This is a genomic window from Actinoplanes sp. NPDC048967, from assembly GCF_040649415.1.
Lineage (GTDB): Bacteria > Actinomycetota > Actinomycetes > Mycobacteriales > Micromonosporaceae > Actinoplanes.
The window spans coordinates 147159-170052 of record NZ_JBEZFL010000004.1; the positions used below are offsets into that span (position 1 = coordinate 147159).

The window sequence follows — 22894 nt, forward strand, 5'->3', positions numbered from 1 at the left end:
TCGAACGCCGGCCGGCCGCCGGGGCTGCGGGACGCTCGTAGAGTGGCCGCATGCATCCCGACCCCGCGCTGCTCACCACCGCTGAGCAGGAGGCTTACCGCCTGGTGGTGCGGCTCGCCGGTGCCGACCCGGACGAGCTGGCGCGGCTCGCCGGCACGTCCGCGCGGCAGGCCGCCGACGTGCTGGAGTCGTTGCGCGCCAAGGGACTCGTCACTCCCGGCCCGACTTTTCACGCTCTGCCACCGGACGTCGCCCTGGGTGACACGTTGCTGCGTCAGCAACAGTCGCTGGAGTCGGCGCGGCAGGTCGTCGCCGCGCTCAGTGAGGACTACCGCAGCAGCAACCGGCGGCGCAGCGCCGAGCATCTGGTCGAGATCGTCGTCGGCGCGCAGGCGTTGCGGCGGCGGCTGTTCGAGATGCAGGACACCGCCCGCGAGGAGATCCTCTGGTTCTGCCGGGCCAACCCGATCGCCATGCAGGGACCGGAGAACGAGGAGGAGGGCTCGGCACTGGCCCGGGGCGTGCAGTACCGCGCCATCTACGAGCGGGAGCTGCTGGAGAAGCCCGGCGAGCTGGCCAGCATCGTCGAATCGATCAGGGCCGGTGAGGAGTCGCGGACTCTGCCCGCTCTGCCCGTACGGCTGGCGATCGCCGACCGGTCGCTGGCCATCTGCCCGCTGGTGCCGGACGAGTCCCGCGGGGTCGGCGAGCCCACCGCCGCGCTGATCCGCTCCAGTGAGCTGCTCGACGCACTGGTGGCGCTCTTCGAGAGCTACTGGGAGCGGGCCACCCCGGTGCTCGCCGACGCCCCGCGCGGCGACCTGCCGGCGCCGGAGGTGCTGCTGCTGTCGCTGTTCGTCTCCGGGATGCCGGACAAGTCCATCGCCACCCATCTCGGGGTCAGCAAGCGCACCGTGCAGCGCCGGCTGGACCGGCTGATGGCCCTGGCCGGGGTGGACACGCGCACCGGTCTGGCGTTCCAGGCGGCCCGCCGGGGCTGGCTGGCAGCCCCGGCGGACCCGTCCGGTCAGCCGCGCGGGTAGGCGCGGACCACCGTCTGCGTCACGGTGTTGCCGGCTTTGTCCTGCGCGGTGACCCGCACCGACACCGGGGTACGCCCGCCCGGGATCAGGGCCGTGCTGCCGACGGTCACCGCCCGCTGGAACGTGGCGCCGTCGTCGGCCGACACCTCCACCTTCAGGCTGCTCACCTTGGCCGAGAAGGTCAGTCTCAGCAGGTGCGCCCGGGTCGTGCGCGGCGCGTCGTAGCCGATGTGCAGCAGCGGCAGGGTGCCGTCGGCCCCGGAGCGGAACGTCCACTCGGTCTCGGTCCGCGTGCCGTACAGCCAGTCCTCGCCACCGCGTTGCGTGGTGAGGCGCAACTTGTACGCCGCCGCCCCCTTGCTCGTGGCCACGTTCTGCCAGGCGTTCGGCAGCTCGGCGAGCACCTTGCCGTCCCGCCAGAGCGTGGCGGCGACGGGGTCGAGCGCCTCGGCCTCGTAGTGACCGTCGCTGTCCACGAAGTCCGCGACGCGCAGTTTCAGCACGTCACCGGCGCGGGTCGACGCGATGCCGGCCGGTGCCGCGGGCCGTACCACCGGGGCGCCCCAGCTCTCCTCCTGCCTACCCGCGCTGTAGCTCCGCGGCGGCTCGGTGAAGCCACCCTGCAACGGCCCGAAGCTGCTCCACGGGTAGAGGCTGTGCACCCGGTGCTGCCACACCGAGTCGCCGGCCGACACCCACTCCTCGCGGGTCGACGGGGTGTGCACCACCCGGGAGGTGTCGTTCCACGAATACGTCTGCCAGGGGCGCCATCCGAACCGCTGCTCCTTCACCCAGTCGAAACCGCCGTTGTCGGCGTAGGTCGTCTTGATCCGCCGGCTGTTGGCGGTTGTCACCCGGTGCACGACGCGCTCCGGGATGCGGTCCTCGGACACCTGGAAGACGTCGTAGAGGTAGGGGCTCGACCGGGTCAGGGTCAGGTCGATCACCGCGCCCGGCCGGGCGGCCCGGGCGAGCAGCTGCTGCCCGTCGTCGTACGCCACGGCCAGCGAGGTCACCGGCAGCTGCTCGGCGTCCGGCGCGAACACCGTCCACGCGGAACGGTCGGCCGGCCGCACCAGCAGGGCGGCCGCCGCGCCGGCTCGCGCCGCCGCGTCGATCTGGTCCAGCTCGTCCGCGTCGGTCGCCGGGATCAGGACGGCTTTGCCTCGTACGGGGCCGGCACCCCACGTGGTCAACGGGAACCGCTTGGTGCCGGAGTAGGCCGGTGAGTTGCCGAACAGGTTGAGGTCGAGCGGACCGCTGACGCCGGGCACCCTGGTCTGCACCATCGGCGCCACGAGCTGCCACCGCGACGAGAACTCGAAACTGCCCCTGGCCACCTTCTTCGTCGGCACGACGTTGACCTGCTCGACATTGCTGAAGTGCATGACGCCGTGGGCGATGCCGCGACCCGTGCCGGTGACCCGGTGCACGTAGTAGCTGAGCACGGCCTGCTGCTCGGAGGGCCTGGGCGTCTCGATCCGGATCGGCGTGCCCTTGCGGGCGTCGATCAGCACCTCGATGTCCCGGTCGACCCGCAGCTCCGGGATGCTCACGTAGGTGGCCTGCTCGTCGAGCGGCGCGCCGTCCTCGAGCAACGCGTCGAGCAGGTACGTCCCCTCCTGCACCTCCCACGTACGGCCACCGGGGCCGAACCAGCCGAGTACGTCGAAGCGGCTGTCGTCGCCGTGGATGGTCAGCGCGGGCACGGCTGCGGGCGTACCGCTGCGGTCGACGGCCTTGACCGTCACGGTGTGCCGGGGGCCGTCCAGGGTCGCGCCGATCGCGGTGGTGACCACGGTGCCGGTGGCGGTGGCCTTGAGCCAGCCGCTGAACTGGCCCTGGTCCTGCTTCGCGAAGTCGACGCTGAGCACGACGGACGCGGAGCCGGCGGCCGGCACGGTGACGCTGGGCCGGTCCGTGGTGAAGCCGGCCGGTGCGGCCAGGGCCAGGGTCACCGGCGTGTTGCCCGCGTTCGTGTAGGTCACCGTCCTGGTGGCGATGCTCGGCGTCTCGCCGACCGCGTGCCGGCCGAAGTCCGCGACGGCCGTGCCGGTCACCGGCTGCGTGGTGGCCCGGGCGAGGTCGACGCGGCCGGCGCCCTGGGCGTACACGGACTGGCCGGCGGCGGTCTTCGCGGTGCTGACCAGCGCTTCCTTGATCCTGGCGCCGGTCCAGTCCGGGTGCTGCTGGGCCAGCAGCGCCGCCGCGCCGGCGATGTGCGGCGTCGCCATCGAGGTGCCGGAGGCCGCGGTGTAGTGCTCGTCGACCGGGTCGCCCATGGTGGTGCCGGCCGCGCGGGCCGCCACGATGGCGACGCCCGGCGCGGTGATCTCGGGCTTGAGGCCGAGGTCCCCGAGGCGCGGGCCGCGGCTGGAGAAGTCGGCGAGCTGGTCGGCCCGGTCGACCGCGCCGACCGTGAGCGCGCTGGGCGCGGCACCGGGAGTGCCGACCGTGGAGTCCGCGCCCTCGTTGCCCGCCGCGATGACGAACAGGGCGCCGCTGGCCGCGCTGATCTCGTCGACCGCGACGCTCATCGGGTCGGTGCCGTCGGTGGCCGAGCCGCCGAGGCTCATGTTGACGACCTTGGCCCCCTGCGCCACGGCCCACTGCATGCCCTGGATGATCTCCGACTCGTAGCCGGAGCCGCTGTCGTCGAGCACCTTGCCGATCAGCAGCTGGGCACCGTACGCGACACCCTTGCGGCTGCCGCCGGAGGCCGCGCCGCTGCCGGCGACCGTGGCGGCGACGTGGGTGCCGTGACCGAAGCGGTCGACGGTGTCCGCACTCGCGCTGAAGTTGCGCGCCTCGGCGATCCGGCCGGCCAGATCGGGGTGGCCGGCGTCGACGCCGGTGTCGAGCACGGCGACCTTGACGCCGCGGCCGTCGAGCCCGGCCTGCCAGGCGGTGGGGGCGCCGATCTGCGCGGTGCTGCGGTCCAGCACCGGCTCGACCTTGCCGTCCAGCCAGATGTGAGTCTCACCCGCGGTCCGGGCGGTCGCGTTCTGCGCCTTCCAGAAGGCGGCCAGGCTGTCCTTGGCCGGCTTGATCGCAGTGGCGTCGATGCTGGTCAGGGCGCGCGCGTCGGCGGTACGGAAGGCAGCGCCGCCACCCTGGACGATCAGCGGCAGGGTCGGCGCGGCCGCGTCGCCGTACCCCTGGGCCACCAGGTGCTCGACGTCGAAGAGCTCGGCGTCGAGGCGGCCCGCGTCGACCAGCGGGATCGCGTCGGCCGGCAGCACCCGCAGGCCGCCGTCGGTCTCCAGGGTGTGGAACGTGATGCCCTCGCGACCGGGGGCGGGGCGAACCGTGGCCGCGTACCGCCGGCCGCTCTTGGTGAGTGCAACCTTGTCGCCGGTGATCAGGGTGATGGTCACGGCGCCGGGCTCGGCCCGGGCCGGTGCCGGTGCGGCCGGGGCGGCCGCCGCGGGGCCGGGTATCGCCGTGGCTCCGATCAGGACGCCGACGAGCAGACGACTCAGCATGGGGACTCCTTCGCAGCGTGATTCGCTGCACGCATCATGGAGTCCGGATATTCACCGCCGTGTTACGTGAGGCTGCCGCAGAGCGGACATGGCGTGATGTGGACAGGCGTCACTCCGGGTCGGCCGGACCGGCCAGACCCGCCTTCTCGTCCCGCTCGGCCCACTCCAGCAGCGTGGTGAGACTGAAGGCGGTGTCGTCGATGCTCGCGTGCAGGTCACCCAGCTCGGCGAAGCGGGCCGGCACGGTCTGCAGGGTGAACTCGTCGGGCTCCACGGCGTCGACCTCGTCCCAGCGGATCGGCGTGGAGACCGTCCCGCGCTGGTTGCCCCGCACCGAGTACGCGCTGGCGATGGTGTGGTCGCGGGCGTTCTGGTTGTAGTCGACGAACAGCTTCTCCGGGTCGCGGTCCTTGCGCCACCACGTCGTGGTCACCTCGGGCGAGCGCCGCTCCACCTCCCGGGCGAAGGCCAGCGCGGCCCGCCGTACGTCGGAGAAGCCGTGCTCGGGCGCGATCCGGACGTAGATGTGCATACCCCGGCCGCCGGAGGTCTTGGGATAGCCGGTGATGCCCAGCTCGTCGAGGACCTCGTGGGCCACGTGCGCGACCCGGCGTACGGTGTCGAACCCGCAGTCGGGCATCGGGTCCAGGTCGATCCGCCACTCGTCGGGCTTCTCGGTGTCGGCGCGCCGGGAATTCCACGGGTGGAACTCGACCGTCGACATCTGCACCGCCCAGATCACCTCGCCGAGCTGCGTCACGCACAGTTCGTCGGCGTGCCGCTTGTAGCGGGGGAACTCCACCCGGACCGTCTGCAGCCAGGGCGGAGCGCCGTGCGGCACCCTCTTCTGGTGCACCTTCTCCCCGGCCAGGCCGTCCGGGAAGCGGTGCAGCATGCACGGCCGCTCGCGCAGCGCCCGCACGATGCCGTCGCCGACGCTCAGGTAGTAGTTGACCAGGTCGAGCTTGGTCAGGCCGAGCTCCGGGAAGTACACCCGGTCCGGGTTCGAGACGCGGACGGTGTGCTCCCCGGCATCAACCTCGATCGCGGGTGACTTGGTGGCCATAGGGCCAACCTAGCCGCTCGGTCGGCCACGCGAGCCCCTTACTCTGAGCGGCATGCCGACTCCGCTGCGCGTGAAACGGCAACAGGCTCACAGCGGGACGCTGCTGGTCAGCGTCACCCCACTCCGGGCAGAGCGCCGCCGCGCGGGCTGACGAGACCGCCACGGTCCACGCCGGCCACCTCGGCGGCTTCGGCAAGTATCCGCGCGGCGAGCTGTCGTTCTGGCTGCGGGCGGTCGACACCGACCGCGACGAGCATCTGCGAATGTGTCCGAACAGGAGCGGGGCTGGGGATGCCGTTCGGCTTCACCGTCGAGAGCGTGTCGATCCGCAAGGTGGAGATCGACGCGTTCACCGCGCTGGCCGTCGAGCTGCAGAAACTGCCCGACCGAGGTTCGACCGGGGCTAGTCGGCGCGGTGCCGGCCCACGCGGGCCGGTTCCCGTTGTTCCGGTACGCCGTTCGCGCGCCGGCCGCCGCCGAGGTGCTTGACCGCGTACATGGCGTGGTCGGCGGCGCGCAGGGCCTGGTCCGGGTCGTCGCTCGGGGTGGCCAGGTGCACGCCGACGCTGGCCCCGATGGTGATGTCGGCGCCGAACACCTGGAACGGGCGCTCGACCGCGAGCCGTACCCGCTGGCTCATCGCGTCGGCGTCGCCCCGCGCGGTGACCCCCGGCATCAGCACCACGAACTCGTCACCGCCGACCCGGGCCAGCACATCGCCCTCGCGGACGCAGGCGCTGAGCCGCTCGGCGACCTGACGCAGCAGCTCGTCGCCGGCCTCGTGCCCGTGCGCGTCGTTGACCGGCTTGAAACCGTCGAGGTCGACGAAGAGCACGGCCACCGCGTCGTCCCGCAGCGAGGTGCCCAGCGCGTCCTGCATGCGCCGGCGGTTCGGCAGTCCGGTGAGCGCGTCGTGGGTGGCCTCGTGGTGCAGCCGCTCCTGGAACGCCCGGTTCTCGGAGATGTCGCGGGCGTTGATGACGATGCCGGTCAGGGCCGGGTTCTGCATCTGGTTGGAGGCGGTGAACTCGAACCAGGTGGCGTTGCCGGCCCGGTTGAGGATCCGGGTCTGCAACCGCAGCACCGAGTCCCGCCCGCTGAGCAGCGCGGCGAAGGCCTCCCGCATCCGCGGCCGGTCCTCCGGGTGGACCAGCTCGAAGACACTGGAACCCTGCAGCGAGCCGGCCGGGAAGTGCAGCACCGACGCGGCGCTGGGGCTGGAGTACGCGACCCGGCCCTCGGCGTCGAGCACGGCGACCATGTCCGGGGCGTGCAGGAACAAGGCCTGGAACCGCTCGTCGGCGCGGCGCCGCTGGACCTGGGTGCGGTAGCCGAGGGCGGAGATGCCCACGGCACCGATCAGGAGCATCGCCAGCAGCGTCACGTTGATGGTCTGGCTGCGGCTGTGCACAGCGCCGTCGAAGGACGCCATGGTCTGGGTGCGCACGTACGCCCAGCCGCCCGGCAGCGATTCGTTCTTCACGACGATGGAGATCATCTCGGTGCCGCCCGCGCGGTACTCGACGAACGTCGACCCGTCGGTCAGCCGGGCCGCGGCGGCGACCACGGCCGGGTCCATCCGGGTGCCGATCCGCTCGGCCTGGCTGGTGAAACCGACCTGCCCGGCGGTGTCCATGATCGTGGTCAGGTGGGCCGCCGATTTCAACCGCGCGGTGTACGCCTGCAGAGTCGTAGCGGCGAACTTGTGGTAGCCGACCAGCAACGCCGCGGTGGCACCCCCGGCCTTGATCGGCACAGCGAAAGCCTCGACCGCGACGACGTTCCCGCCCGCGTTCTTGACCTGCATGAGCGAGGAGACGCCGAGCTTGCCCGCCGCCAGCAACGCCCGCATCGGCTGATACCCGGCGTCGGAGCCCGGCGGCAGCGGGTTCCCCCGGGACGCGTTCAGCACGGTGCCGTCGAGCCCGGTGATCGCCGCCCCGTACGGGAAGGAGGTGGACTTCGCGACGTACGCCTCGAGCGCCGCCCGGTCCCCGGCATAGCCGGCGCCGAGGTGGAAGGGGTAGCTGTCGGCGAAGGCCTTGAGCTCCTTGGCGGAGAGCTGCTGCATCTGCCCGGCCAGGGTCGCGTTGTTGACCGCGAGCGCCAATGAGTCGGAACGGTGCACCGTGTCGGCAGCACGCAGCGCCGACCGGTTCACCATCACGCCCACAATGCCGACAGCCACCAGCAGCAGAACGCTGACGACCACGGCGAGCCAGTTGCGCAGCCGCATCTGATTGCCTCCTCGCCGCCAACATTCGGGCGCGGAGCGGGCGAGCTGAACGAAATCGCCCAGAAGTTGCCGCTGTCAGCTCACCGCGGACCATTCGGGGTCACGCCCCAGGTAACGCAGCAGCTGCGCGGCGGCGCCGTCCTGCTCACCGGCCGCCAGCGCGGGTGCGTAGGCGCCGTACTGACGCAGCGGCTCGACGATCGCCCGGGCCACCGGCAGCAGCTCGGCGGCGAGTTCGTCGTCGAGCAGCGCGGGCCGGCCGGTCGCGACCGCGACGTCCCAGGCGTGGACGGCGGCGTCGAGCGCGGCGGCCCCGACGGCCGTGGCGGCGGGCAGGGCCCCGTGCGGCAGCGGGGTCGGCGCCGTGCCGGAGGGGTCGACGGTCGCGAAGGCGGCCGCGGAGGCGGCGAGGGTGGGCTCGACGAGCTCGGCCGGACTGCCGGTCAAGGAGCCGGACGGGGCGAACGGGTCATCGTCCGGGCCGTCGTGCCCGGTGATGGCGGCGACGTAGGCGAGCTGGTCGCCCGCGGCGTGCTGCAGGACCTGGGCCACGGTCCACTCCGCGCAGGGTGTGGGCCGGCCGAGGTCGGCGTCGGTGAGCGCCGTGGTCGCGTCGCGCAGGGCTGCGTGGGCGCGGTCCAGAACAGTCCAGGTGGTTGTCGCGTTCATGATGTCTCCTCGTCGTGCCCTCCGGAACGGAATGGAACGTTCCGCTACCCTCGACAGTAACGGAATGATCTGTTCCGCACAAGTGTTAGCCTGACGCTGAGGACGCCACCGCCGTCCGGAACGAGGTCGACCATGACGGAGCCCGAGGTCCTGAACGGCCGCCGCGCCCGGGCCGCCCGCAACGACGGCGCGATCCTCGCCGCGGCCCGGGACGTCTTCGTCGCCGACCCGGACGCCCCGATCGGCGCGGTCGCCCGGGCCGCCGGGGTGGGCATCAGCGCGCTGTACCGGCGTTACCCCAGCAAAGAGGCGTTGCTGGCCACGCTCTGCCTGGACGGCCTGCGGCAGTTCGTCGGTGTGGCGGAAGCGGCCGGTGTGGTGGCTGATCCGTGGGAGGCGTTCGTGACGTTCCTGCGGGGCGTCGTCGAGGCCGACGTGCACTCGCTGACCGTGTATCTGGCCGGCCGCTTCCCGACCACGCCGGAGCACCGTGACGTGGCCGCGCAGGCGAGGGAGCGCGCGGACGGCATCCTGCACCGCGCCCAGCAGGCGGGTGCCGTCCGTGCCGACCTGGAGAGCACCGACCTGCCGATGATCTACGAGCAGCTCGCCGCGATCCGCCTCGGCACCCCGGACCAGATCCGCGACTTGCGCCGCCGCTACCTGGACATCCACCTCGCCGGCCTACGCGCCGCCGCGACCTCCTTCGGAAGCCTGACCGGCACCGCCCCCACCGGCGCCGCCCGCTGGTACCGCCCCACCTGACCCATCCCCCGCGTCCGCCGCGGGCACCACCCCACCTGAGCCGTCTCCCGCGTCCGCCGCGGGCACCGCCCCGCCTGAGCCGTCTCCCGCGTCCGCCGTGGGCAGGTCGCTTCGCATGGCGGTCACGATCGCCGCCAGGCCCAGCGCCGAAGCGCAGACCAGCAGCACCACCGACGCCGAACCGGCGTCGGCCAGCCCGCCCAGCACGTTGGTGGTGACCAGCAGCGGCACACTCTGCACGAGCACCAGCACCGCCTGGATCCGAGCCAGGTGCGTGGCCGGCGCCGCACCCAGGACCAGCGGCGCGATGTGCGCACTGAACAGCCCAGCACCCACCCCCACCACCAACCCGGCACCGATCGCCACCGCCACGCCGGGCGCCACCGCCAGTGCCGCCACCGCCCCCGCCGCGATCAGCAGCCCGGTGATCGCCGCCGCACCCGGCCGCCGCGCCGCACCCCGCGCCAGCACGATGCTCGCCACTACTGCTGTCCCGAGAGCCACGGCACCCACAACCGCCCCACCCGCGGCGGCGGGCCAGTGCCGCTGCCGAGCCAGCAACGGCACCAGCAGCCCCGAAACCGGCAACAGAGAGGCGGCAGCAGCCGCCGTCAGCAAGAGCGCCGGTCGCAACACCCTGTCCCGCCCGGCCGTACGCAAGCCGTCAACCGCCTGCCGCCAGAAACCACCGGCCCGAGCCGGCGCCGCGCTCGCTGGACGCCCCAGCTCCGGCAGGCTTCGCCGCAGTCCCAGCAGCACCAAGGCCATCAGGGCGAACGTCACCGCGTTCCCCAGGGCCGCGGCGGCGATCCCCGCGGCAGCCACCACCACCACCGCGCCCAGCGGCGGCCCGGCCGCAGCAACGAGCTGCCCGGCGAGGTGGCGGGCCGACAACGCCCGGGCCAGGCCGGGACCGCTCACCAGCAACCGCGGCAGCGACCCGGAGCTGGGCAGATAGAAAGCGTCCACCAGCCCGACCGCCAGCGCCGCGCCCACCAGCAACCACGGCTGCTCGCCCCACACCACCGCCGCTCCCGCGACCGCCAGCATCACGGCCGTCATCACGACGTCGGCCACGATCATCACGCGCCAGGCGCCGACCCGGTCGGCCACCGCCCCGCCCGCCAGCAGCAACAGCACCCGCGGCAGGTTGATCGCCGTCAGCACCAGGCCGGCGAACGCCCCGCCGCGCCCGGCCGCCACCCAGGCCATCGCGAAGCCCAGCACCTGCGTGCCGAGCAGTGACACCGTCGCGGCCGTCAGCCAGATCCCGTATCTCCGCACGGGTGGGAGCCTGGTGCCTCGAGTTGGTCGAGGGTCAAATCCTCAGCGGCGCCACGGCGGCGGCTGCCCGTGCAGCCACCATTGCAGCGCCCTGGTGACCTGCGGCAGCACCAGGTACGTCATGAGCGGCGTCAGGCACAACGTGGTCACCAGCGTGCGCACCAGCACGTGCTGCCCGGCCAGCAACTGCCCCAGCGTCACCGCCGCGAGCAGGCTGACCGGGAAGAAGCCCAGCCAGATGATGACCGCCTGCTTCCAGCGCGGCGGCGGACCCGGCGGCGGCACGGTCAGGTCGTCAACCTCGTGCTCCTGCGGCGGATCGAACCAGCCCTCGATGCCGGTGCGCCGCTCCACCCGGGTGTGCTCGACCATGCCCTGCGCCGACGACAGCCACCACTGCCGCTGCTGGGACTCCTCCCACGCGTGCAGGGCGGCGGCGTCGGCGAAGCGGTACAGCATGTGCCACTCCGTCGAGCCCAGCACCGGCCGCATCCAGCCGACCCCGAGGAAGCCGGGGAAGTCCTCGGCCAGGGTGGCGCCGGCCCGGACCCAGGCCAGCATCTCCGCGTTGCGGGACGGGTCGGCCCGGCGGGTGATCGCCACGGTGACGGCGAGCTGCGGCGTTGCGGTTTCCATACCCTCGATGATTCATGCCCGGGGTCACGGCTGGGCGGCGAACGGCTCTCCCGGGTTGTGATCAGAACCGCGCGCCTCGTGACCATCAGCACAGTCGTACGGGCGCGGGGTCAGCCGTCGCACCGCCGATCTGGCCCGCCGTATGCCCAGGCGGTGATCGTCCGGTTCCCCGTCGCCGGGATCGACCGCCTGCCGATGTCGGTGGGCCGGAGTAAGTTCCCGGCCATGACGCTGCGAAAGATCTCGATGGCTGCTCTCGCCCTCGTCACGCTGACCGCCACCGCGGGCTTCACCTCCGGGCACCCCACGCCGGCCTGGCGGCTGTCCGACACCGGGGTCACCGCCCGCTTCCGGGGCCTGGCCCCGGTCAGCGACAAAGTGGCCTGGGTGGCCGGTTCCGCGGGCACGATCCTGCGGACGGTCGACGGCGCGCGCAGCTGGCAGCGGGTAGATCCGCCGGGCACCGCCGAGCTCCAGTTCCGTGACATCGAGGCGTTCGACGCCGACCACGCCGTGGCGCTGACCATCGGCGAGGGCGACCAGTCCCGGCTCTACCGGACGGCCGACGGCGGTCGCACCTGGACCGAGACCTTCCGCAACGACGACCCCGCGGCGTTCTACGACTGCATGACCTTCCTGGACCGCCGGCACGGCCTCGCGCTCTCCGACCCGGTGGGCGGCAAGTTCCGCATCCTGGCCACCGCCGACGGTGGCCGCTCGTGGCGGGTGCAGCCCACGACCGGCATGCCCGAGGCGCTGGCCGGCGAGTTCGCCTTCGCGGCGAGCGGCACGTGCCTGGTCTCGGCCGATCGCCTCGGGGCCGGCCGGGCCTGGTTCGCCACCGGCGGCGGTGAACGCGCCCGGGTCTTCACGACCGGGAACGGTGGCCGGTCCTGGCGGGTCACGGACAGCACGATCCCGAGCGGTCCCAGCGCCGGCGTCTACAGCCTGGCCTTCCGCGACCCGTGGCACGGCATCGCGGTCGGCGGCGACTACGCCGTGCCGGAGACGGCTCCGGACGCCGCGGCGACGACCGGGGACGGCGGCCGCACCTGGCGGACCGCAAAGGCCGAGCCGGGCGAATACCGGTCGGGCGCGACCTGGCTGGGCCGCAGCACGGCGCTCGCGGTCGGGCCGACCGGCAGCGACATCAGCCGCGACGGCGGGCGGACATGGACCGAGTTCGACGCGGGCAGCTTCGACGCGGTGCGGTGCGTGTCCGGCGCCTGCTGGGCCTCCGGCGAGCAGGGCCGGGTGGCCAAACTGACCTGGCGGCACTGACCCCGGCCACGCCACCTCGCGACGCCGCGGACCCCAGCCCGGCCAAACCCGGCGCCGCGGGATCCGGCGCCAGGAGCCCGTGTCCACCGACCGGAAAGGTTCGACTTCGCTCGATACAGTGGGCGCCGATGCCCGGACCCGTCCGCTCGCACCGCCGAGCCAGCCCGCTGCTCGACGCCCTGCTGATCGGCGGCCTGGTCTTCGGTCTGCTGCTCGCCTACGTCGTGCTCCGCGTGGCCGCCCTGGCGCTGAACGACCTGTTCGGCGGCATCGGCTTCCTGGTGGTGATCGCCGCCGTCAGCCTCGCCGCCTTCGCCCGGGCATACCGGCTGGGCCGCCGCAAGCAGCGCGCAGCCGACGAGCTACGCCACTGGGAACGCACCGCCGGGTGGGAGCCCGCGGCGTGGCGCTGGCCGTGGCAGTCGCTCGTCCGCTGGCCGGACACGGTCACTGTGCTGCGGGCGTACGCGAAGCGGGTTGATGGTTTTCCGGTGCGCACCGGGCTGCTGGAGTTCGACGACAACGGCCTGGGCACGACGGTCGACCGGCGGTCCGGCCGGGCCGCCTTCGCGATCGTCGCCCTGCCCCGGCCGGTGCCGTCGATGGGCGTGCGGGTCCACCGCCTCCCGGGCCGGCTGCGCGACGGCGAGGACGAGTTCCTGCACCGTTTCCAGCCGGTCGGCGCGGACACCGACCGGCTCGGCGATCCGCTGCTCCGCGCCGCCCACCTGCGCGGCGACATTCCACCGTGGACGGTGGTCGACGACGAGCTGTTCGCCTTCGTGCCGCTGGACGCGCCGCTGCGCCCGCGTGACCTGGAGGAGACCGTCCGGAAGGCGATTCTGGTGGTGCGGCTGCTCGGACTAGCCGTTGAGGTAGGTGAGCACGGCTAGGACCCGGCGGTTGTCGTCGTCCGAGGGCGGCATGCCCAGCTTGGTGAAGATGTTGTTGATGTGCTTGCTGACCGCCTTCTCGGTGACGAACAGCTTCGCCGCGATCGCCGCGTTGGACCGGCCCTCGGCCATCTCCCCCAGCACCTCCCGCTCGCGCGTGGTCAGCACCGCCAGCGGCTCCCGGCGGGCCAGCAGCTGGGACACCACCTCCGGGTCCATCGCCGTGCCTCCGTCGGCGACCCGGCGGACCGCGTCGACGAACTGGGCCACGTTCGAGATGCGGTCCTTGAGCAGGTAGCCGACGCCGCCGTTGCGGTCGCTCAGCAGCTCGCGGGCGTACAGCGGCTCGACGTGCTGGGAAAGCACCAGCACCGGCAGGCCCGGGATCTCGGTGCGGGCCGCGATGGCCGCCTGCAGGCCCTCGTCGGTGAAGGTGGGCGGCAGCCGTACGTCGACGACGGCCACGTCCGGCCGGTGCTTGATCAGCGCGGGCAGCAGCGCCGGGCCGTTGTCCACGGCCTCGACCACCTCGAACTCGAAGGCCTCCAGCAGGCGGGTCAGCCCGTCGCGGAGGAGGGCGAGGTCTTCAGCGAGGACAACGCGCACGGCAACTCCATCGATACGACCGTCGGTCCGCCCGGCGGGGAGGACACCGACATGGTGCCATCGAATGCGGCCAGGCGGCGGGCGATGCCCCGCAGTCCGGTGCCGTGGGCCGGATCGGCGCCGCCCACCCCGTCGTCGCTCACCGTCAGCAACAGCAGGTCGTCGACGTGCTGGACGTAGATCTGCACGGTCCGGGCCCGGCTGTGCCGCACCACGTTGGCCAGCGCCTCGGCCGTGGCGAAGTAGGCGGCGGACTCCACCGGCGTCTGCGGACGGCCGGGCAGGTCCATCTCGACGGTCACCCGTAGCGGCAGGCTCAGCGCCAGTGCGCGTACCGCGCCGTCGAGGCCACGCTCGGCCAGCACCGGCGGGTGGATGCCACGCACCAGGTTGCGCAGTTCGAGCAGTGCCGTACCGCTGGCCTCGCGCGCCTCGGCGAGCAGCTTGCGGGCCGCGGCCGGATCGCGCTCGATCATCTCCTCGGCCAGGCCGATGGTCATGCCCAGCGAGACCAGCCGGGCCTGCGCCCCGTCGTGCAGGTCCCGCTCGATCCGGCGCAGCTCGGCGGCCTGCGCGTCCACGGTGTCGGCCCGGGTGACGGTCAGCTGGGCGACCCGCAGCCGCAGCCCGGCGGCCTTGGTCGGAGCCAGGAACAGCTTGGCGAACTGGGCGTTGACCTCGAGCAGCCACGGGGCCGCGCCCAGGCCCAGGGCCAGGAACAGCACGCCCTGCGGCATCGACAGCATGGCCTCGCTGAAGTTGGCGATCGGCCAGAAGACGCCGTAGCCGTACCAGTCGATGCTCAGGTAGAGCCAGAGCGGCAGCAGCGAGATGCCCTCCAGGCCGTAGAGCGGGATGGCCACCGCGAGCAGGCCGAGCACGAAGGCGACGAGCGCGCCCGGGAGCAGCCAGGCCAGGTCCCGCCAGGTCGCCGGATCGGTGGCGATCCACCGGAAGCGTTTCCAGCCGCCGGGCAGCGCCCGCGCCGGCGGCGGCTCGTACGGGCGGGCGATCGCGATGCCGGCCCGCGCCGCCAGCCGGCGTTCCAGGTTGGCCCGCATCCGGACCAGGTTGGTGACCCAGGGCAGGAGGGCCAGGCCGAGGAAGGGCACCGGAGTGAGGGCGAGCGCCACGATCGATATCGCCAGCAGCGGCAGGTTGGTGATGGCCAGACCGACGGCGAACACGCCACCCGCGATGGCCCGCAGGCCGTCGCGTACCCACGAGCGCGTCTCCATGGCCTCATTCTCCTCGACGGTCCCGGCACACCCGGTGATACCGCTCCACCATGTGCACAATCCCCCACGTTTAACGGGGGTGCTAGCACCACCATCGCCGGGGATCTGACACTCCTGACCGTTCGGCCCCCATGCCGGAGCCTGAAGGCATGACGACAACGACGGAGCGGCCGCGGTCCACGGCCGGTAGCGACTTCGCCGAGTTGAACCGCCGGGTCACTCGCGCGGGCCTGCTCGAGCGTAAACCGGCGTACTACGCCGTCAGGCTGACCGCGGTCGCCCTGATGCTCATCGGCGGCTGGACCGCGTTCTTCCTGATCGGCGCCTCCTGGTGGAACCTGGCCACGGCCGCGTTCCTCGCGGTGGCCTTCACCCAGGTGGCGCTGGTGGCGCACGACCTCGCCCACCGGCAGGTCTTCCGCACCAAGCGCCCCGGTGAGATCACCGGCCGGATCGCCGGCAACCTCGGCGTGGGCATGAGTTACGGCTGGTGGATGGACAAGCACACCCGCCACCACAACAACCCCAACCACGACGACCTCGACCCCGACGTCGCCCCCGAGGTGCTGATCTGGGCGACCAAGTCGGCCTGGGGCCGCCGCGGGCTGAAGGGTTTTGTGACCCGGCACCAGGCGGGCCTGTTCTTCCCGCTGCTCACGCTGCTCGGCATCGACCTGAAGATCTCCAGCGTCAAGGCGCTGATCCGCGGCGACATGAAGCGCCGCAACCTCGAGGCCGGCCTGCTGATCATCCACGCGGCCTGCTACCTCACCGCGCTGTTCGTGATCCTCTCGCCGCTGCAGGCCGTCGCCTTCTTCCTGGTGCACCAGGCGCTGTTCGGTGTCTACCTGGGCATGACGTTCGCCCCGAACCACAAGGGCATGCCGCACCCGGACGGCACCGAGGACTACCTGCGCAAGCAGGTGCTGACCTCCCGCAACGTGACCGGCGGCTGGCTGACCGACGCGGCCATGGGCGGCCTCAACTACCAGATCGAGCACCACCTGTTCCCGGCCATGCCGACGCCGAACCTGCGCAAGGTGCAGCCGATCGTCGAGGCGTACTGCGCCGAGATCGGTGTCTCCTACGAGTCGACCAGCCTGATCAACTCGTACCGGCAGGCGCTGCGGCACCTGCACGAGGTCGGCGCCCCGCTGCGCGAGGCCGGAGCCCGGTGACAACTCGCGCTCTGTGAGAGCGTGAGGGCATGGACCTACAGCTCACCGGCAAGGTCGCGGTCATCACCGGCGGCACGGTCGGCATCGGCCTGGCGATCGCCCGCGGCCTCGCGGCCGAGGGCGCTCACCTGGCCCTCTGCGCCCGCGACGAGCAGCGGCTGCGGGCCGTCGTGGCTCAGCTCCGCGAAGATTTCAAGGTACGCGTCATCGGGGTGGCCGCCGACATCGGAGGACTCGATGGCCCGGCTCTGCTGGAGCGCGCGGTCGTCGACGAGTTCGGCGGCGCCGACATTCTGATCAACAACGCCGGCACCGGCAGCGAGGAAACCATCCTCTCCGCCGGTGACGAGCGCTGGCAGGCGTACTGGGAACTGCACGTGATGGCCGCCGTCCGGCTGGCCCGCCTCTTCGCACCGCTGATGAAGGCCCGCGGTGGTGGGGTGATCCTGCACAACGCGTCGATCTGCGCGACCCAGCCGCTGGGCTACGAGCCGATCTACAACGTCACCAAGGCGGCACTGGTGATGTTCTCCAAATGTCTGGCCAACGAGCTGATCGGCGACAACATCCGGGTCAACGCGGTCAACCCGGGGCTGGTCATGACGCCGGACTGGGAGAAGACCGCGAGGGCGCTGACCGCCGGCACGGACCGCTCCTGGCAGGAGCACCTGCAGCAGATCGCGACCGACAACGCCCCGATCGGCCGGTTCGCGGACCCGGCCGAGATCGCCGACCTGTTCGTCTTCCTGTGTTCCCCGCGGGCGAGCTACACGGTCGGCTCGACGTACTACATCGACGGCGGCTGGTTACGCACGACGACGTAGCAACTGGCCCTATAGTGACGATCGTGACCGTGCCCGCCGGAATCGACGCCACCGTCCCGAACGCCGCCCGCATGTACGACTATTGGCTGGGCGGCAAGGACAACTACGCCGCCGACCGGGCCGCCGCCGAGGCGGTGCTGGCCGTGGCGCCGGAGATGCGCGAGGCCGCCCGCTCGGGCCGGACGCTGATCAAGCGGGTGGTCGAGCACCTGGTCCGTGACCGCGGCATCCGGCAGATCCTGGACCTGGGCTCCGGCCTGCCGGCGGCCGAGAACGTGCACGAGATCGCCCGCGCCGTCGACCCGTCGGTCCGCGTGGCCTACGTCGACTACGACGACGTCGTCTGCATCCACGGCCGGGCCCTGCTGTGCGACCCGGAACGCGCGATCATCCTGCGCCGCGACGTCCGCGAGCCGAAGACGATCCTCGAGGACCCGGAACTGCGCGGCCTGCTCGACCTGGACCAGCCGGTGGCGGTGCTGATGATGTTCCTGCTGCACCTGATGCCGGACGAGGACAAGCCGCAGGACGTGGTGGCGGCGTACCGGGAGGCGCTGGCGCCGGGCAGCTTCCTGGCGATCTCGCACGCGGCCAACGACGCCCGGCCGGACTACATGGCTCGGATCAGCGCCATCTACAAGGGCGCCAACGCACCGTTCACACCCCGGCCGAGGGCGGAGATCGAGGCGTTCTTCGGTGACTTCGAGCTGGAGCCGCCGGGCCTGGTCAACGTGTGGCCGTACGAGCAGCCGCCGCCGGGGATGGACCCGGACCTGGCCCGGATGGGCTACGGCGCGGTGGGCCGCAAGGCCTGATCGTGGTCGCAGGCCCCGGTGTCGAACCGGGCCGGCCGCCCTTATGAGGGGCGGATGAGCAGCCAACGCTCCGCCTGCGGTTGCCGCGTGCGCCGCCGGGGAATCGAACCCCGAACCCTCCGTTTAAGAGACGGATGCTCTACCTGTTGAGCTAGCGGCACTGGTGTTTCCGGCCATGAAAAAACCGCCCTCCCGAACCGGGACGGGCGGCACGCTGAACGCAGCGTCAGCCGCGTCGCCGGCCCGGTCCGGGGCGCTTCATCCGACCGTTCATGGTGCGGAGCATCTTCGAACCCCCTTCGGCCGGTCGCTTCGTGCGGTGTGATTCCCACAGTAAAGATCGCGGAACGAGCCCTCAATGCATTTACCCGGGCCACTCCGGCGGGATCAGGTGCCGCGGCCAGCTCGCCGTGTGCGCCTACTCGGCTCCGCCGCGGGTGGCGCCGGGCTGCAGCGAGCTCGCCGTGTGCGCCTCGTCAGCTCCACGGCGGGTGCCCGGGTTTTGGGGAGCACGCAGCCGGCAGGGTCCGGGTGCCCGGTCACGAGCCGCCAGGCGAGTGGGCACCCGGGCCCGGTCTCGGCGTGAGCGACGGTCAGCACCATGCACCCACGCACGAGATCCAGCCTTTGATCTTGGTTTCGCCGTCCCTACTTCGGCGCGTTGAGCCCGTCCAGGGCCGCGACCGCGCCGCGGTGCAGGACCACCGGGTCGGTCTTGCGGGCCTGCTCCAGCGTGATCTGCTTGGCCGCCGCGTTCGCCTGCTCGAGCTGCGGCTTGCGGTCGAAGAGCGTCTTGGTCAGCACGCAGGCCACGTTGGCGTCGAGGTTGTCCCGGACCAGCAGGAAGTTCGGCACGACGATGGTCGGCACGTCCGCCGCGGTCTTGTAGGTGGCCGCCGGGATCGTTCCCGTCTCGTAGACCGGATTGATCTTCTGGAGCTCCGGCAGCAGTCCGGTGATGTCCAGGAACTCGACCTGGTCCGCCGACGTGGTCAGCAGATCGGTGATGCCCGGGGTGGGCAGGCCACCGGACCAGAACAGCGCATCGATCGAGCCGTCCTTCATGCCGTCGACGGTCTTGACCAGGTCCAGCCGCTGGGCCTGGACGTCCTTGTCCGGGTTGAGGCCCGCCGCGGTCAGCACCCGCTTGGCGATGACCTCCGTGCCGGACTTGGGCGAGCCGGACGAGACCCGCTTGCCCTTCATGCCCGCCACGTCCTTGATACCAGCGGCCTTGCGCACGATCACCTGGGTGTAGTTGGTGTGGATGCGGGCCAGCGCCTGGATCGGCTGCTTCGAGGTGAAACTGTTGGTGCCGTTGACCGCGTCGGCCGCGCTGTCGGCCAGCGAGAACGCGACGTCGAACTCACCCGCGACGAGCTGCTGGATGTTCTGCACCGAGGCGCCGGTCTCCGCCGCCGTCGCCTTGACCTTGCCGCCCGTCGCGGCGATCTGCTCGGCGTAGGCGTTGCCGAGGGCGAAGTAGACGCCCGTCGCGTTGCCGGTCGCGATGCCGATCCGGGTGTCGTTGGCGACATTGCAGGTCACGTCGCCGCCGGCATCGACCGTGGCCGCGTCCTGCTTGCCGCCGCAGCCGGTCAGCGCGGCCGCGGTGAGCGTGCCGGCCGCGGCCAGTGCGAATGCCTTCCTCATAACGTGGTCCTCCCCGTTCGGTGGATGATGGCGATCCCCGCAGCCAGTGCGAGCGCGACGGCGCCGGCCGCGATGGTCAGCGGCGCCAGGTAGAGCAGGAGCAGGCCGGCCAGTCCGCCGAGGACACGGCTGGCCGGCCCGGCCGCCCCGATGCCGGGCATCCAGCCACCGGTGGCGACGGCCAGGCCGACGACCGCGAAGGCGGCGACGAGCGTGGCCCAGACGACGCCGGTGACGGGCCCGCGGGCCAGCAGGTATTCGCCGGGATCGGTGAGCACGAAGGCGATCGGGGCCAGGAAGGCGGGCAACGCGTACTTCAGTGCCTGCCACATCGTGGGCACGGTGCGGCCGCCGGTGATCGCACTGGCGCCGACCGCCGCGAGGGCCGTCGGCGGGGTGACCTCGGAGAGCACGGAGTAGTAGAAGACGAACATCGCGGCGGCGGGCGCCGAGACACCGAGCCCGAGCAGGGCCGGCCCGATGATCACCCAGCCGATGATGAAGCTGGCCGTGACCGGCACGGCCAGACCGAGAACCGCCAGCGCGATCGCCGCCAGCACAACCGTCAGCGCGAGCACCACGGTCGGGTTGTCGCTGACCGCGCGGGCGCCGTCGATCAGCAGAGACGCGAGCTGGGCGCCGAGTCCGGTCTTGGTGGTGGTCGCCGTGATGATGCCGGCGGCGGCGCAGACCGCGACGACCGGCAGCACACCGCGGACGCCGGCCGACAGCGCGGCGAAGAGCCGTCGCGGGTTGAGCCAGGCCCGCCGGTCCAGGAAGGAGAGCACCGCGGCCAGCAGGGTCGCATAGACCACGGCGCGGGTGGCGCTCTGCCCGACGGCGAGCAGGAGAACGATGAGCACGAGCGACGAGAAGTGGTAGCCGAAGCGGCCCAGCAGCCGCCACGCGCTGGTTGCGGGAGCGTCGATCGGCCGTACCTGGAAGCGCCGCACGTCGATCTCGACAGCGAGCAGGATGCCCAGGTAATAGAGGACGGTCGGGATCATCGCCCAGCCGAGCACGGTCAGGTAGGAGACGTCGAGGTACTCGGCCACGATGAAGGCGGCGGCGCCCAGGGTCGGCGGGGAGAGGATCGCCCCGACACCAGCAGCGGCCAGCATGCCGCCGGCCTGCTCGGCCGGATAGCCGGCCCGGCGCAACATCGGCCAGGTGACGGCGCCGACGCTGACGGCGGTCGCGGTGCCGGACCCGGAAACGGTGCCGAGCAGGAAGCCGGCGGCAACAGCCGTACGCCCGGCGGCGCTGCGCGACTTACGGAAGGCCGCGACGGACAGGTCGACGAAGAAGCGGCTCGCCCCGGACAGATCGAGCACGGCACCGTAGATGGTGAACAGCACGATGTAGGTGGCGGCCACGTCGAGCGGGGTGCCGTAGAAGCCGCTGCCGGAGTTGTAGAGCGCGTCGACGATCTGGGCGAAGTCCAGCCCGGAGTGGGCGATGGACCAGTTCTGCGGGAGCAGGCCGCCGTAGTAGCCGTAGGCCAGGAAAGCCAGGCAGACAATCGGCAGGGCAAGCCCGGTGGTGCGGCGGCAGGCCTCGACGACGAGCACGAGCATGACGGCGCCGGCTATGACGTCGGGAGTTTCCAGGAGGCCCTGGCGGTTGAGGAACTCGTTGTACCCGCCGGCGAAGGGGTTCACCGGGTACAGACAGACCAGGAGGGTGCCGGCGGCGAGCACCCAGTCGAGGGGAGAAGGCAGGTCCCGGCGAGCGGGCGCTTCCGGCCCGGGAGCGGGCTGGGCGGTCTTGTTGGTTTTTCGGAGCGGGAAGCCGGAGCGGTAGACGAGGAAGACGAGTGGCAGGGTGCCGGCGAGGAAGATGATCAGATAGAACTGGCTGCCCTGGGCGAGCGGCCGGAACACCTGCCAGAGCACAAGCAGCGCGGCGGCGAAGGCGACAACCGCGACGGCGACGCCGATACGACCGCTCAGAGCCCGGGCAGGACGCTCCTCGTCGTCGAAGTGGACGGCCGCCGGATCGGCGAGCGGGCTGTCCGGAGGCCGGTCCGCGGCCACCGCGGAAGGCGGACCGTCGGGGCCGTCATCGGCTGCCGTCCGGCCGGTCCGATATCGACCGTCGACCATGAACGGACCGTACTATGCACCGTGCGGCTTGTAACCTGTCATTGACGGGACTGTGGATAACCTAGGACACCGTCTCGTCACAAATCGGGCAAAAGTAGTTTCCGCTCCGGGCCCGGACCGTTGATACCGGTTATGGTGCGTCGCTCTTCTCTGCAGGACATCCGCGAACAGACCTACAAGGTCCGTGACGCGTGGTGGACCGTCCTGCTCGTCGATCCACTCGCGGCCAGGCTGGTCCGCCTGGTCGCGCCCTACCGGTGGATCACCCCGAACCTGCTGACCGTGGTGGCGATGCTGCTGGGAGTGGGATCGGCGGCCTGTTTCCTGGCCCAGGACCACTGGTGGCTGATCGCCGGTGCCGTGCTGTTCCACCTGAGCTTCGTGGTCGACTGCATGGACGGGAAGGTGGCCCGGCTCAACGGAACGGGATCCCTGTTCGGAGCCTGGTTCGACTTCATGTTCGACCGCCTCCGGGTCTTCATGTGCGCGGCGGCCCTGTTCGGCGGCCAGTACGCACGGACCGGCCACGTGGCGTTCCTGTGGACGCTGGTCGTGGTGACGTTCCTGGACCTGTTCCGCTACCTGAACTCACAGCAGATGGCGAAGACCCGGCAGAGCATGCGGGACATGCTGGAAGAGGCCCGCGGCCCGATGCCGCAGGAGCCGATCACGGGTACGCCGATTCCGCCGCAGGGGCCCCGTGCCCGCTTCCGGGACGCGCTGCTGCAACGCCGGATCCGGACTCACCTGTTCAGCGGTATCGAGTTCGAGATGACCGTGTTCATCATCGGCCCGCTGACCGGTCAGGTGATCGCCACGTCGGTGGTGGCCGGGACGCTGCTGGTGGGCTTCGAGTTGCTGTTGATCGTGAAGCTCTGGCGGGCCACCCGAAGCTTCCCGGTGGCATTGGCCAAGGCTGAGGCGACGGCGAAGCTGCTCAGGCAGCCCCCGGTTCGGCCGGAGAGCCGGGATGAGGAACTCGAGCTCAGCGAGACCACGTCGTCGCGTTAGGCGCCGCTGCGTCGTCGCGTTAGGCGCCGCTGCGTCGTCGCGTTAGGCGCCGCTGCGTCGTCGCGTTAGGCGCCGCTGCGTCGTCGCGTTAGGCGCCGCTGCGTCT

At 71.8% G+C, this 22894-nt stretch carries 19 protein-coding genes and 1 tRNA gene; 8 read left to right on the top strand and 12 right to left on the bottom strand.

The features are described from left to right. The first annotated feature begins 50 nt into the window (after nt 1-50). Nucleotides 51-1043 carry a TrmB family transcriptional regulator gene (locus tag AB0C12_RS18390; protein ID WP_360549365.1) on the top strand — a complete coding sequence of 331 codons (993 nt, stop codon included), beginning with the start codon at nt 51-53 and terminating at the stop codon, nt 1041-1043. Here the strand turns inward: AB0C12_RS18390 and AB0C12_RS18395 are convergent. From AB0C12_RS18395 to AB0C12_RS18415, 5 genes are all read right to left on the bottom strand, one after another. Beyond that, a complete protein-coding gene (locus AB0C12_RS18395; protein ID WP_360549367.1) occupies nt 1028-4528 on the bottom strand; it encodes a S8 family serine peptidase in 3501 nt (1166 codons plus the stop codon). The genes AB0C12_RS18390 and AB0C12_RS18395 overlap by 16 nt on opposite strands. A gap of 109 nt (nt 4529-4637) precedes the next feature. Further along, entirely contained in the window at nt 4638-5594 is a 957-nt protein-coding gene (gene ligD / locus AB0C12_RS18400) for a non-homologous end-joining DNA ligase (RefSeq protein ID WP_360549369.1), read from the bottom strand. Between the two features lie 113 nt (nt 5595-5707). Then, nucleotides 5708-5947, bottom strand: coding sequence for a hypothetical protein (locus tag AB0C12_RS18405; RefSeq protein ID WP_360549371.1), 240 nt, complete (start codon nt 5945-5947; stop codon nt 5708-5710). Between the two features lie 50 nt (nt 5948-5997). Next, nucleotides 5998-7830: a sensor domain-containing diguanylate cyclase gene (locus AB0C12_RS18410; RefSeq protein ID WP_360549373.1), complete on the bottom strand. Its 1833-nt coding sequence runs from the start codon at nt 7828-7830 to the stop codon at nt 5998-6000. Nucleotides 7831-7905: 75 nt separating this feature from the next. Next, nucleotides 7906-8499, bottom strand: a complete 594-nt coding sequence (locus AB0C12_RS18415; RefSeq protein ID WP_360549375.1) for a TIGR03086 family metal-binding protein — start codon at nt 8497-8499, stop codon at nt 7906-7908. A 132-nt stretch (nt 8500-8631) separates the two neighbouring features. Here AB0C12_RS18415 and AB0C12_RS18420 point away from each other — a divergent pair, with 132 nt between their 5' ends. Then, complete coding sequence (locus AB0C12_RS18420) at nt 8632-9264, top strand: helix-turn-helix domain-containing protein (RefSeq protein WP_360549377.1); 633 nt, start codon at nt 8632-8634, stop codon at nt 9262-9264. On the opposite strand, the gene AB0C12_RS18425 is transcribed toward AB0C12_RS18420, so the two are convergent. Both AB0C12_RS18425 and AB0C12_RS18430 read right to left on the bottom strand, forming a co-directional pair. Then, nucleotides 9184-10548: an MFS transporter gene (locus tag AB0C12_RS18425; protein WP_360549379.1), complete on the bottom strand. Its 1365-nt coding sequence runs from the start codon at nt 10546-10548 to the stop codon at nt 9184-9186. The genes AB0C12_RS18420 and AB0C12_RS18425 overlap by 81 nt on opposite strands. A gap of 42 nt (nt 10549-10590) precedes the next feature. Next, nucleotides 10591-11184: an antibiotic biosynthesis monooxygenase gene (locus AB0C12_RS18430; protein ID WP_360549381.1), complete on the bottom strand. Its 594-nt coding sequence runs from the start codon at nt 11182-11184 to the stop codon at nt 10591-10593. Between the two features lie 225 nt (nt 11185-11409). Between AB0C12_RS18430 and AB0C12_RS18435 the strand changes: the two genes are divergently transcribed. Both AB0C12_RS18435 and AB0C12_RS18440 read left to right on the top strand, forming a co-directional pair. Next, the gene (locus tag AB0C12_RS18435; protein ID WP_360549383.1) at nt 11410-12465 is read left to right on the top strand and encodes an oxidoreductase; all 1056 of its coding nucleotides are present in this window, start codon (nt 11410-11412) and stop codon (nt 12463-12465) included. A 128-nt stretch (nt 12466-12593) separates the two neighbouring features. Continuing rightward, nucleotides 12594-13358 carry a hypothetical protein gene (locus tag AB0C12_RS18440; protein ID WP_360549385.1) on the top strand — a complete coding sequence of 255 codons (765 nt, stop codon included), beginning with the start codon at nt 12594-12596 and terminating at the stop codon, nt 13356-13358. On the opposite strand, the gene AB0C12_RS18445 is transcribed toward AB0C12_RS18440, so the two are convergent. Together AB0C12_RS18445 and AB0C12_RS18450 are read right to left on the bottom strand one after the other, a co-directional pair. After that, nucleotides 13329-13964: a response regulator transcription factor gene (locus AB0C12_RS18445; protein WP_360549387.1), complete on the bottom strand. Its 636-nt coding sequence runs from the start codon at nt 13962-13964 to the stop codon at nt 13329-13331. The genes AB0C12_RS18440 and AB0C12_RS18445 overlap by 30 nt on opposite strands. Beyond that, nucleotides 13916-15202 carry a sensor domain-containing protein gene (locus AB0C12_RS18450; protein WP_360549389.1) on the bottom strand — a complete coding sequence of 429 codons (1287 nt, stop codon included), beginning with the start codon at nt 15200-15202 and terminating at the stop codon, nt 13916-13918. Before AB0C12_RS18450 ends, AB0C12_RS18445 begins: the two co-directional genes overlap by 49 nt. Nucleotides 15203-15351: 149 nt before the next feature. On the opposite strand from AB0C12_RS18450, the gene AB0C12_RS18455 reads away from it, so the two are divergent. Genes AB0C12_RS18455 through AB0C12_RS18465 form a run of 3 tightly spaced genes read left to right on the top strand, consistent with a single transcriptional unit; the run spans nt 15352 to nt 18019 of the window. Then, nucleotides 15352-16380 (top strand): acyl-CoA desaturase, encoded by a 1029-nt coding sequence (locus tag AB0C12_RS18455; protein WP_360549391.1) that lies wholly within the window; start codon nt 15352-15354, stop codon nt 16378-16380. A gap of 29 nt (nt 16381-16409) precedes the next feature. After that, a complete protein-coding gene (locus AB0C12_RS18460; protein WP_360549393.1) occupies nt 16410-17204 on the top strand; it encodes an SDR family oxidoreductase in 795 nt (264 codons plus the stop codon). Nucleotides 17205-17227: 23 nt separating this feature from the next. Further along, nucleotides 17228-18019, top strand: a complete 792-nt coding sequence (locus AB0C12_RS18465) for an SAM-dependent methyltransferase (RefSeq protein ID WP_360549395.1) — start codon at nt 17228-17230, stop codon at nt 18017-18019. 88 nt (nt 18020-18107) lie between these two features. Here the strand turns inward: AB0C12_RS18465 and AB0C12_RS18470 are convergent. The 3 genes from AB0C12_RS18470 to AB0C12_RS18480 all read right to left on the bottom strand — a co-directional run bounded on the left by AB0C12_RS18470 (nt 18108) and on the right by AB0C12_RS18480 (nt 21777). After that, a tRNA-Lys gene (locus AB0C12_RS18470) sits at nt 18108-18180 on the bottom strand. A 487-nt stretch (nt 18181-18667) separates the two neighbouring features. After that, on the bottom strand, nt 18668-19672 hold the full coding sequence (locus AB0C12_RS18475; RefSeq protein ID WP_360549397.1) for a TAXI family TRAP transporter solute-binding subunit: 1005 nt from the start codon (nt 19670-19672) through the stop codon (nt 18668-18670). Continuing rightward, on the bottom strand, nt 19669-21777 hold the full coding sequence (locus AB0C12_RS18480; protein ID WP_360549399.1) for a TRAP transporter fused permease subunit: 2109 nt from the start codon (nt 21775-21777) through the stop codon (nt 19669-19671). Before AB0C12_RS18480 ends, AB0C12_RS18475 begins: the two co-directional genes overlap by 4 nt. A gap of 132 nt (nt 21778-21909) precedes the next feature. Between AB0C12_RS18480 and AB0C12_RS18485 the strand changes: the two genes are divergently transcribed. After that, nucleotides 21910-22788, top strand: coding sequence for a CDP-alcohol phosphatidyltransferase family protein (locus AB0C12_RS18485; protein WP_360549401.1), 879 nt, complete (start codon nt 21910-21912; stop codon nt 22786-22788). Nucleotides 22789-22894 lie beyond the last annotated feature (106 nt).